Raw genomic sequence first — 11,064 nt, 5'->3', positions numbered from 1 at the left:
GCCCCACGGGCGTTCTCCCTCGATGCCACTGAGACCCAGCCCGCTAAATAGCGGCCGGTGCTCCCGCTCGCGCGCGCCCCTGGTCCCCGCGAGCCTGGGAGTGAACCCGGAGGCCTCGCGGGGATTTACTCTGTCCGAAGGGTCCCTCCTTGCCGCCTCGCTCCCTTTCGCGCACTCCTCCCCCGACCAGGGGGGACCGCGATGGCGAGCGCACGGAAACGCATCTGGGGCTGGATGCTCTTCGACCTGGCCCAGCAGCCCTATGCCACGCTGGGCCTTACCTTCGTGTTCTCGCCCTACTTCGCCGAGGTCGCCTCCCGCGTCGGGCAGGCGGAGGGCCTCTCCCCACAGGCTGCCGGCGCGCAGGCCCAGAGCCTCTGGGGCGCGGCCCAGACCGTTGCCGGCCTCGTCGTGGCGCTGACCGCCCCGCTGCTCGGGGCCTATGCCGACGCCTCGGGGCGCAAGATGCCCTGGATCATCGCCCTGTCGGCCATCTACCTCCCCTGCGCCTGGGCGCTCTGGTTCCTGCACCCGGACGGCACCTATCTCTGGCCCGTCCTCGTGCTGTTCTGGCTGGGCTTCGCCGCCGGCGAGGCCGCGCTCAACATCAACAACGCCCAGCTCCCGTCCCTCGCGCCGGAATCGGAGATCGGCCGCATCTCCGGCTCGGGCGCGGCACTGGGCTACTGGGGCGGGGTGCTGTCGCTGGTCCTGATGCTGCTGCTCCTGGCCGAGGACGGCACCGGCCGCACCCTGCTCGGCCAGCCGCCCGCCTTCGGCCTCGACCCGGACGCGCGCGAGGGAACGCGCAGCGTGGGCCCGCTGATCGCGCTCTGGTTCATGGCCTTCGGCCTGCCCTATGTCCTCTGGATGCGCGAGCCGCCCGGCCCCGCCCGCCGTCCGCCCGTGCGGGAGGTCTGGCGCGGTCTCGGTGCCACGCTGCGCGACCTGCGCGGGCGGCCCTCGCTCCTCAGCTTCCTGCTGGCCTCGATGCTCTATCGCGACGGGCTGGGCGCGCTCTACAGCTTCGGCGGCATCTACGCGACGCTGATCCTGGGCTGGAGCGTCGTCCAGATCGGCCTGTTCGGCATCGTCGCCGCCATTGCCGCCGCGATCCTCACCTGGGCGGGGGGGCTCGCCGACCAGCGGCTCGGCCCCAAGCCGGTCATCGTCGCCGCCTGCTGGGCGCTGCTCCTCGTCTGCGGGGTGATCGTGGGCGTTTCACGTGAAACGCTGTTCGGCTGGCCGCTGGCCGAGGGCTCCCGCGTGCCGGACGTGCTGTTCTACCTGTGCGGCGCGCTGATCGGCGGGGCGGGGGGCGCGATCTACTCGGCTTCCCGCACGCTGATGGTCCGACACGCCGACCCCGCCCGCGCCGGCGAGGCCTTCGGCCTCTTCGCGCTCAGCGGCCGGGCGACCGCTTTCCTGGCACCGGCGCTGATCGCCGCCTGCACGGCGGTCACAGGATCGGCGCAGATGGGCTTCCTGCCGGTGATCCTGCTTTTCCTTCTCGGGCTCGGACTGCTAACCTTCACGCACCCGCAGGGAGACCGCGCCCGATGATCCGACGCCCCGTGAAGGCCCTGGCCCTCGTCCTCCTCCTCGCCGCCTGCGGGGGCGGGCCGGCGGCCGAGGAAACCGTGACGATCCCTGCCGCCGCCGGGCAGGTCGCCAAGTCGGCCTTCGGCGCCCAGCCGCTCCCGTCCTCGCAGGTCCCCTCGCCCATCGGCGGCTACTCGCGCGGGTGCCAAGCCGGGGCCGTGCGACTGCCCGAAACCGGGCCGACCTGGCAGGCCATGCGGCTTTCGCGCAACCGCAACTGGGCGCAGCCCGTCACGGTGGCCTTCCTGCGCGACCTGAGCGTCTACGCCGCCAGCCTGCCGGGCTGGAGCGGCCTCTACATCGGCGACCTGAGCCAGCCGCGCGGCGGTCCGATGACCTCGGGCCATGCCAGCCACCAGACCGGGCTCGACGCCGACATCTGGATGAACCCACCGTCCCGCCTCGACCTCCCGACGGCGGAGCGGGAGCGGATCTCGGCCATCGACGTGTCCCGCTCGGACGGGGCGCGTGTCAACGACCGCTGGTCCCCTCAGCACGAGGCGCTGCTGCGCCATGCCGCGCAGGACCCGCGCGTGGCCCGCATCTTCATCTTCCCCGGCGCCAAGGCCGAGATGTGCCGCACCGCCAGCGGTGACCGTTCGTGGCTCCGGAAGATCCGCCCCTGGTGGGGCCATTCGGCGCATTTCCACGTCCGCCTGAACTGCCCGCCCGGCGCCACCGCCTGCGCGGCGCAGGACACCATCCCGCCCGGTGACGGCTGCGCCGAGGCGCAGGCCTGGGTGGAGAACATCCTGAACCCGCCCCCGCCGGATCCCGACACCCCCGCCGCCGCGCCCCGGCGCGACCTCACCCTCGCCGACCTTCCCGGGCAGTGCCTGGGCGTCCTGGCGAGTCGCTGAGTCAGTGGCCCGCACCATCCTCGCGCTGGCCCTGGCGGCCGGGGGCGTCGCCGCGGGCGCCTTCCTGCCGGCCACCGGCAGCTCGCGCGATCTCGCCACCCCTGTCGGTGTTTATGTCTGGCACGAGACCTGGGCCGGCTTCGGCGGCTTCTCGGCGCTGGAGCTCGCCCCGGACGGATTGGCCTTCACCGCGCTGAGCGACCGGGCCATCCTCGTCCGGGGCCACCTCGTTCGCGATGCCTCGGGACGGGTGACCGGGATCGACATGGAGGAGCGCCTGCTCCTCGTCGACCGCGCCCAGCGGCGGCTCCGGGGCACGCGCGCCGACAGCGAAGGGCTGGCGATCGGCCCCGATGGCGCGACCTGGATCAGCATGGAGGGCGTAGCCCGCATCCGACGGGAGGACGCACCGCCCTCTCTCGTTCCCGACAATCCCGATTTCGCGCGGATGCGCCACAACGCCGCGCTGGAGGCGCTGGCCGTGGACGCCGCCGGCACGATCTACACCCTGCCAGAGTTGCCCTTCGCAGGCGAGGACAGCGTGCCCGTCTACCGCCTGCGCGACGGCGCCTGGGACGTGCCGTTCCACCTGCCGGTTCGCGACGGCTTTGCCATCACGGGCGCCGACATCGGTCCCGACGGCCGCCTCTATCTGCTGGAGCGCAACTTCACCGGCCTGGGCTTCCGCTCGCGGTTGCGCCGGGTCGGGCTCGACGGCCAGGGCGAGGCGACGCTGCTCACCACCGCGACCGGTGTCCACGACAATCTCGAGGGCGTTGCGGTCTGGGCCGACGGGGACGGGCTGCGGGCCACGCTGATCTCGGACGACAACCACCAGTTCTTCCAGAGGACGGAGTTCGTGGACTATCGCCTGCCGGATTGACGGCGGGCGCGGGCGGGCGTATCGGGCGGCGCCCCGCGCGGGGCCAAGTCGCCGCACCCTTGCCAAAACGGACCCGTCCCATGCGCCTCCTGCCTGCCATCCTCGCCATGGCCGCGATCGTCGTGGCTTCCAACATCCTCGTGCAGTTCGTGATCGCCGGAGGGCTCCTGACCTGGGGCGCCTTCACTTATCCGTTCAGCTTCCTCCTCATCGACCTCACCAACCGCGCCCACGGCCCACGCGCAGCGCGGATCGTGGTCTTCTGGGGCTTCCTGACCGGGGTCCTCTGCTCGCTCGTGGGCTCGCAGGTCGAGATCGCGCCCGGCGTCCCCGCCGTGGCCCTGCGGGTCGCCGTCGCCTCGGGCGCGGCCTTCCTTGGCGCGCAGTTCCTCGATGTGGCGATCTTCCACCACTTCCGCCGCCGCGAGTGGTGGCGCGCGCCGCTCGCCTCGACCTTCGTGTCCTCCTCGCTGGACACGCTGATCTTCTTCGCGCTGGCCTTTGCCGCCACGCTGGCCTTCTTGTTCCCGGCCAGTGCCAACGAGGCCACCGCCTGGGCGCAAGGCCCCGCGCCGCTCCTGAACCTGGGACCGGACGCGCCGCTCTGGGCCTCGCTCGCGCTGGCCGACCTCGGTGTCAAGATCGCCTTGGCCTTGGTCACCATGCTGCCATACCGCCTCATGACGAGGCGACTGCAACACCGCGTGAGTTGAATGGCATTCGATGCAAACGGGGTTTGACAGAAGCTTGGAAACCCCCATCTTGGAAGGCAGTAGAAACCCTTAGAAAGGAGGTGATCCAGTGTCGAGAAAGAACCTGGAGAGAGGTGTCGGGACAGCGCGGGGGATCCGCGGCTGAGGCAGCCCTCAGCCCTCCGGGTGCCTCGGTGGACCTGCATGGTCTAACCGACCCCACCTCCTGAACTTTCGAGGGGGCCGTTCCATCGGGACGGCCCTTTTCCGTTGCGACGACGGCCAGAGGCCCGCTGCCTTGGCTGGTTGCGCCTCCAGGCTGCCAAGGACGGTCCCGGTGGTTCGGTGGCTCGATACCGCTGGCTACGAGGACGGCCGCTTGGTGGGCGTCGAGCCGAGGCCTCGCCCCGTTCCCAAGGGCTTGGAACGTCCATGCCGTGCGGCGGCGCGGCCCTGAAACCCGACCGTGAGCGAGGGATTGATCCAGCCCGAATGTGCAGGGCCTCGCGAAGGCCGACCCGAAGCCTCGCGCGCCCGCGACACCGGACAGGGTGTCGCGGGCGTGGAGCCGGGATGCAGGGGACAGGCCGGGGGACGAGGAACGCCCGTCGGCGCTGGCCTCAAAACCGATACGACGCGGTGACGCCCACCGTGGTCAAGCCAGTGTCGAGGTCACCGGCGTCGATGTCGAACTCGTGGCGGAGCACCTGGGCGCCGACGCTTACACGGTCGGTCAAGGCGTAGTCGACGCCCGCGCCGACGTAGTAGCCGTCGACTTGGTCGTCGTCGCTGCCGGCCACGTCGCCCGAGAAGCTGGCGTTGGCGTAGCCGCCCGCGAGGTAGGGCAGGACGCGGCCGGCGTCGTAGCCCACCTTAACGCCCGCGCGCGCCACCGCGTCGAGTTCGGCCCCTCCGGCGAGCGCCGGGGCGGATTCATCCTCGGCCGAGAGGTTGGCCCAGTCGTAGGCGAGCTCGGCGCCCGCGACGACGCGGCCGAAGTCGCGCTGGTAACCGGCATGGAGGCCGCCGATGGCACCGTCGAAGTCCTGCTCGTCGTCGCCCGTCTCAAGGCCGAGCTGGCCATAAGCGAGCTGGCCGCCGAGGAACGCGCCCGACCAGTTGGACGAGGGCGAAGGCGTGGGGGCGACCGCCACGACAGGCGCGGGGGCGGCCACGGGCGTTTCGGTCACGGCGGGCGCAAAGCCGCCGGCGATGGCGGGGACGGCGCCCGCCACGAAGACGGCGACGCCGAGGGGAAGCAGCTTGGTCATGGTCTTGCCTTTCCGGAGTCGTGTATGGGCGACTCGACGACGAGCCGCGTCTGCCACGTCACATCGTTCGGCAAGAGCGAACCCACAAGTAGGATGAAAAATGATAGGCAGCATGAAAATCCACACCTAAGACGGCTCGAAGCCGGTTGGCTCCAGTGGACCCGCAGGACCCGTCGGAGGACTCCACCTTACGAACGGCTACGTGTCGTCCCGTTCGTCGACCTCGCCCAAGCGGAGCGTGGCGGCGTGGCGGTCGGCCCAGCAGTTGATCTCCTCGAAGACGGGACGCAGGTCCCGCGCGGCGGGGGTCAGTTCGTATTCCACGCGGGGCGGCACCTCGGCGTAGACCGTCCGGATGAGCAGGCCGTGCCGTTCCAAGTCGCGCAACTGCGCGGTGAGCATATGCTGGGTAATGCCGGGGATGGCGCGCATCAGTTCGCCGAAGCGGTGCTTGCCATCCTTCAGATTCCACATGATCTCGCCCTTCCACTTGCCGGTGATGAGTCGGAGGGCTGCGCGCGTGCAGATGAGGAGATGTGCGGAATCGCGCAGGTCGGGAGTTTGCTCAGATTCCGGGGCGATTCCAGCCAAGCGACCCTCATTGGTCTTGTTCTTCATACTACCTCACAAATTCCATCCTACTTGAGGGTTCAGCCCTGCAAGCCGATTTGATGCTGCAGAAGCGATTCGTGCAAGACGCTTCGTTGACACAGCCAAAGGAAATTGCCATGATCAGGATCCTCCCCTTCATCGCTGCCGCCCTTGTCGCCACCGCCGGCGCGGCCTCGGCTTCCAACACCTTCGGCCTTGGCCAAGTGCAGAGCTCCCAGACCCTGATCCGACTGGGGACCGTGGTCGCCCAGGACGTTGGCACCGTCGCGATCTATGATTACCGCACCGGGCAGGAGGGCGGCCTGCTGGGCGCCACCACCGTGCGCGCCGGAGCCAACACCGACGTGAAGGTCTCGATCCGGCCCACCAGCACCCGCAACGTGCTGGCCGTCCTCACCGTCGATGGCCAGCCGGTCGCCCGGCAGATCCTTCGCATCGAGGACTGATCTCGGCCAAGGCCGCGCGACGGGGCGGATGCCAGCGAAGCATCCGTCCCGCAAGAGCCGCGCCCCGGACCATCGGAGGGCCGCGTCCGGCGCCAATCACAGGTCGGGCCGATCCGTTGGATCACCTTGACCAGGTTGCCGCATCGGTTCTGGAGTGAAGCACGAGCACGCCACCGATCCGAGTGCCGTGCCGAACTAACAGGTGGCCCGCGAAGGGATCCTGCTTCAGCAGCGTCCCGGCCGGCGCGGCGAAGCCCCGACGCATTTCGGCCAACCTAGCCGCTTCAGCCAGACTCGGGTCTTGCTGGGGGAAAGGGTCATGCAGAGAGGCTCCAGACCAGTCGCCCCAGCGTCCCCGGGTCATACGTGCCGATGATCCGCAGCCGCTAGCTACCCGCGAGTTCCACTCGATGCGGCTCTCGACTGCGGTCGCTGCGGACACAACGTCTTGGCGCTCTCCGACGGTCTCCACGGGCAAAGCTCTCCGTCACCTTGAAATCATCATCAGGAGCAAACCGTGGCTCCCCCTGCCAGGTTAAAACCAAGTTGGTGTTCGCGTTGTGGCACGCCACCTGACACGCCGGGCGTCTGCGTCTGCGTCTGCGTCTACGCGCAGGTCGCCCGCTTCTCCTCATCCGACTAGACCCGCCGCTTCTGTCCCTGCACCATCCACGACTCCGGTAAAGTTCATCATCGCCTCATGGACACTGTTCCCCTATCGCCTTGGCTCGTCAGAGCAGGACACCCGCGTCTTCGCCCGCCAGCTCGGGCTGAGGCCCTGCTTCACGCCGGTGAAGAGCCCCAGAGCGACGGCATCTCGGAGGCCTTCATGCGCACGCTGAAGCGCGACTACGTCCAGGTCACGCCTCTGCCGAATGCCGAGGTCGTCTTCGGATTGCTCCCCGACTGGTTCGAGGACGACAACACCCACCACCCGCACTCCGGGCTGAAGATGCGCTCGCCTCGCGAGTTCATCGCCGCCCAAACCGCAACCGCCTGAGTGTCCGGTCAAACAGGGGCCAGATCAGTTGGGGATCACGGCCGTGGCGTCGATCCTTTCCAGGGCGGCCCGAAGGTGGTCGGCCTCTTAGGCCGCATCGGCCAGCACGACCTCGGGCCGGTCGCGGGCCAAGAGGGCTGCCGCTTGGGGCGCGTGGCCCCGGTGGCCGGCTGTTCGGACAAGGCGCACCGGGCCGCCCAGGCCACGCGCGTCCAGATGAACCTGGTGCTCGGGCCGCCGCGGGAGCGGCCAGGGGCCTGATCCGCAGACCCCTTTTGTCCGCACCCGCCGCATGCTGGTGGGCGCGCACGATGGTGGAGGCGAGGATCAGGCGCTCAAAGTCCGGATCCGCGGCCCTGACGTCGAAGGGGCGCGGCCCCGCGCCCTTCTGGCGCTACCGCGAGAAGCGGCGGAAGGCGCTGTTCCAGGAGCCGAACACCTCGGAAAGGTCGCGCCAGGGCGAGCCCGTCCGCACCACCTACAGCACCGCTTCCACGAACATCAGGTTGTCGCGCACCGAGGTGCCGCGCGTTCGCTCGTTCCCGATGTTATGCGGCGTCAGCCGCGCGCCCGAGACGTCACGAACGACGTCGTTATGCACGTGCCTACAGATGCTGTCCCTTGGAGTGGTGTAGCTGGCCATGATCGTCACCGTGGGTTCCGGTGCGGGCCTGCCTGATCAGCGTGCCACGGCGGGCAGGCTGATGAGGGGATCATCGCCCAAGGGAGCGACGCTTTCCAGGGTCATGTAGCGGGAGCGCTGGACGGCCCATTCGTCGTTCTGTTCGAGCAGGAGCGCGCCCACGAGTCTCACGATGGCGTCGTCGTTCGGAAAGATGCCGACCACGTCTGTGCGCCGCTTGATTTCGCCATTCAGGCGCTCGATGGGGTTGGTGCTGTGAAGCTTGGCGCGGTGTTCCTTGGGAAAGGACATGTAGGCCAGCACGTCGTGTTCGGCGTCGTCCATGATCGTCGCCAGCTTTGGCACCTTGGGCCTGATCTAGTCCGCGACGGTTCGCCACTGGGCGCTGGCGGCCTCTGGAGTGTCCTGCGCAAAGGCGGTGGCAATGAAGGCCGACACGACCCGGCGGCCGCTCTTGCCCGCATGGGCCAGCGCATTCCTTTGAAAATGCACGCGGGGGCTGTTGAAGAACCCCGGCCTGAGGCTTTGCGCGAGCCGCTGAGAGTGACCCTGGATCCGACTTTGCGGTGATGGCGGCCTCGGTTCGGTCAGGTCGTCAGCGACGCGACGGGTCGGTTCTGAGCGTGGTTCTGAAGCGCCCAAAGCCTGAGCAAGACCAACAGGGCTGCCGCCAGCCGCTTGAGGTTGATCGCAGCGGCGGTGAGGAACGCTTGGATGCGCATGTTCGCAAGCCCGCGGCGGACGGCACGCGCCAAGCCGTGCCAGGTCTTGGCCTCACCATGGAAGCCCTCCGAGCGCCAGCGGTGCCGCTGGTAGAGGAGCCGGTCCTCCTCGGACCACCGCTCCCGGCGCCGGCGGGCGCGCAGGAGCGCCGGGTAGTCGTCCCCGAGCACGACCGCCTTGTTGACCCGCCCCTTCGAGAGGCAAAGGCGGGCCAGGTCGCAGCCCCGGCAGTCCCGTGCCCGGGAGGTGAAGAAGCGGCCGTGCTTGACGGGCCGGCCTGGCTTCAGCGTCTTGCCGCGCGGGCACTTCAGGACATCGTGGAGCGCATCGTAACGGAACCGGCGCATCGGCACCGGACTGCGGATCGGCTCGGCCTTGGTGGGGCTCACGCCATGGATCCCGCGCCGCTCCAGCCCGCCGAAGATCTTGGCATAGGCGTAGCCTGCGTCCGCGGTGACGGTCTCGACCGCAGCGCCGGTGGTCTGGGCCGCTGCGTCGAGGCGAGACAGGAGCTGCTCTCCCTCGTTCACCTCGCCCGTGGTGACCTCAACATCCAGCACGACGCCGACGACGTCGTCGACCACGGCGTGCTGCTTGTAGCTGGGCTCCAGGCGGCGATTGCGCCCGTTGGTCGCCATCGAGGCGTCAGGGTCGGTTACACAGACCTTCTTGAACCGTCCCGTCTTCTTCGAAAGCCGCCGCCTCTGCTCCTTCCCTGGATCGGGTGGTGATGCGGAGGCCTCGTCGCCATTCGCCTCAGTGATCGCGTCCATGTGCCGAATGGCGAGGCTCTCCCAACTCACGTCGGCGCGGATCAGCGAGGCATCGACATGAACCACCTCGCCCTTGGCGATCCTGGCCGCCACGCACGCCTGGACCGTGCGCTCGAAAATCCGGCGGAACCCCTCGGCGCCCCAGCGCTGCCGGATGCGGGTCAGCGACGAATGATCAGGCAGCGCCTCGTGCAGGCCGTAGCCGGCGAACCAGCGGATCGCGAGATTGACCTGCGCTTCCCGCATCAGCCGCCGGTCATGCACGATCCCCAGGAGAAAGCCCGCAAGCATCAGCCGGACCGCCACCTCGGGGTCAATGCCGGGCCGCCCGTTGTCGGCGCAGTAGAGGTCAGCGACCTCATCGCGCAGCCAGCCCAGGTCCAGCACCCGATCAACTCGAGCCAGGACGTGGTCGTCGGGCACGAGTTGGCGGATCGATCCCGTCATGAAGAGCTCAAGCTGATCGCGGTCCTTGCGCCCCAGCATCACCGACCCTCCACCAAAGCCGTCAGCCTCAGTGAATCACGCCTCGTCACGCCAGCAAAGCTTCAGGCGGGGTTCTTCAACAGCCCCCCGCGGCAGCGCTGCCAGGTGGCGCTGAGGACCTTGGAGACGGCCGCCTTGATGCCCTCGTGGGCGTCGCTGATCACCAGCTTCACGCCACGCAGGCCCCGGCGGGTGAGCTTGCGGAGGAACTCGGTCCAGATGGGCTCGGCCTCTGACGTGCCGATCTCCAGGCCCAGCACCTCGCGCCGGCCGTCGGTGTTGACGCCCACGGCGATGATAACCGCGACGGAGACGATCCGGCCGCCGCGCCGGACCTTGAGGTAGGTGGCGTCGATCCAAAGATAGGGCCAGTCCCCCTCCAGCGGGCGGGTCAGGAACGCCTTCACGCGGCCATCGATCTCCTCGCAGAGCCGCGACACCTGGCTCTTGGAGATGCCCGACATCCCCATGGCCTTCACCAGGTCATCGACCGAACGGGTGGAGACGCCTTGGATGTAGGCCTCCTGGATCACCGCCGTCAGCGCCTTCTCGGCCATGCGCCGGGGCTCGAGAAAGCCGGGGAAGTAGCTCCCCTTCCTCAGCTTCGGGATGCGCAGCTCGACCGTGCCGGCCCGCGTCTCCCAGTCCCGGTCGCGGTAACCATTGCGCTGCACGCGGCGGGTCGGGTCCTTCTCGCCGTAGGCGGCACCAGTCAAGCCGCCCACCTCCAGCTCCATCAGCCTCTCAGCCGCAAAGCCGATCATCTCGCGCAGAAGATCGGCGTCAGGGGTCTTCTCGACGAAGGCCCGCAGGTTCATCATCTCGTCGGTCATCGGGGGTCTCTCCGGTCTAGGTTGGTGTCAGCAACCAGACCCTACCGGCATTCCCCCGGTGACCACCCCAGCCAGATCCTACACCACGCCCAGGGACAGCATCTGCCTACAAACCATTGATTGGCTGTGTGAGGCGGTCCGAGTTGAGCGTGTCGATCAGGATGAGGCACGAGCGACAATCTGGATGAGAGCGATGCGTCGGGGCTGAACTGAAGGGAGGGCGTAGCCCGACCGGAGGTT

General features: G+C 68.9%; 8 protein-coding genes and 4 pseudogenes. 6 read left to right on the top strand and 6 right to left on the bottom strand.

Annotated features, from left to right (window positions below; genetic code table 11):
- Nucleotides 1–201 precede the first annotated feature (201 nt).
- From J2Z33_RS17605 to J2Z33_RS17590, 4 genes are all read left to right on the top strand, one after another.
- A complete protein-coding gene (locus J2Z33_RS17605) occupies nt 202–1,563 on the top strand; it encodes an MFS transporter (protein ID WP_209843484.1) in 1,362 nt (453 codons plus the stop codon).
- Nucleotides 1,560–2,462, top strand: a complete 903-nt coding sequence (gene mepA / locus J2Z33_RS17600; protein WP_209843482.1) for a penicillin-insensitive murein endopeptidase — start codon at nt 1,560–1,562, stop codon at nt 2,460–2,462. The genes J2Z33_RS17605 and mepA overlap by 4 nt, the downstream gene beginning before the upstream one ends.
- Before the next feature lie 4 nt (nt 2,463–2,466).
- Nucleotides 2,467–3,345: an esterase-like activity of phytase family protein gene (locus J2Z33_RS17595; protein WP_342454227.1), complete on the top strand. Its 879-nt coding sequence runs from the start codon at nt 2,467–2,469 to the stop codon at nt 3,343–3,345.
- Between the two features lie 80 nt (nt 3,346–3,425).
- Nucleotides 3,426–4,058 (top strand): queuosine precursor transporter, encoded by a 633-nt coding sequence (locus J2Z33_RS17590; protein WP_209843480.1) that lies wholly within the window; start codon nt 3,426–3,428, stop codon nt 4,056–4,058.
- Nucleotides 4,059–4,657: 599 nt separating this feature from the next.
- On the opposite strand, the gene J2Z33_RS17585 is transcribed toward J2Z33_RS17590, so the two are convergent.
- Together J2Z33_RS17585 and J2Z33_RS17580 are read right to left on the bottom strand one after the other, a co-directional pair.
- Nucleotides 4,658–5,308, bottom strand: coding sequence for an outer membrane protein (locus tag J2Z33_RS17585; RefSeq protein WP_209843478.1), 651 nt, complete (start codon nt 5,306–5,308; stop codon nt 4,658–4,660).
- Nucleotides 5,309–5,506: 198 nt separating this feature from the next.
- Complete coding sequence (locus J2Z33_RS17580; protein ID WP_245218969.1) at nt 5,507–5,899, bottom strand: winged helix-turn-helix transcriptional regulator; 393 nt, start codon at nt 5,897–5,899, stop codon at nt 5,507–5,509.
- Between the two features lie 137 nt (nt 5,900–6,036).
- Here J2Z33_RS17580 and J2Z33_RS17575 point away from each other — a divergent pair, with 137 nt between their 5' ends.
- Together J2Z33_RS17575 and J2Z33_RS17570 are read left to right on the top strand one after the other, a co-directional pair.
- On the top strand, nt 6,037–6,366 hold the full coding sequence (locus tag J2Z33_RS17575; RefSeq protein WP_209843474.1) for a hypothetical protein: 330 nt from the start codon (nt 6,037–6,039) through the stop codon (nt 6,364–6,366).
- A gap of 737 nt (nt 6,367–7,103) precedes the next feature.
- A pseudogene (locus tag J2Z33_RS17570) lies at nt 7,104–7,366 on the top strand (integrase core domain-containing protein); the annotation flags it as partial.
- Between the two features lie 27 nt (nt 7,367–7,393).
- On the opposite strand, the pseudogene J2Z33_RS19025 reads toward J2Z33_RS17570, so the two are convergent.
- The 4 genes and pseudogenes from J2Z33_RS19025 to J2Z33_RS17550 all read right to left on the bottom strand — a co-directional run.
- A pseudogene (locus J2Z33_RS19025) lies at nt 7,394–8,009 on the bottom strand (IS5 family transposase); the annotation flags it as partial.
- 36 nt (nt 8,010–8,045) lie between these two features.
- Nucleotides 8,046–8,504, bottom strand: a pseudogene (locus tag J2Z33_RS17560) (transposase); the annotation flags it as partial.
- Between the two features lie 92 nt (nt 8,505–8,596).
- Nucleotides 8,597–9,991, bottom strand: a complete 1,395-nt coding sequence (locus J2Z33_RS17555; RefSeq protein ID WP_209843471.1) for a transposase — start codon at nt 9,989–9,991, stop codon at nt 8,597–8,599.
- 71 nt (nt 9,992–10,062) lie between these two features.
- Nucleotides 10,063–10,824: pseudogene (locus J2Z33_RS17550) on the bottom strand (IS256 family transposase); the annotation flags it as partial.
- Between the last annotated feature and the right edge of the window lie 240 nt (nt 10,825–11,064).

Source organism: Rubellimicrobium aerolatum (assembly GCF_017872975.1).
In the GTDB taxonomy this organism is placed as follows: Bacteria; Pseudomonadota; Alphaproteobacteria; order Rhodobacterales; family Rhodobacteraceae; genus Rubellimicrobium; species Rubellimicrobium aerolatum.
The sequence above is the reverse complement of the archived record's forward strand: the minus strand, read 5'-3'. Positions and strand labels throughout refer to the sequence as shown.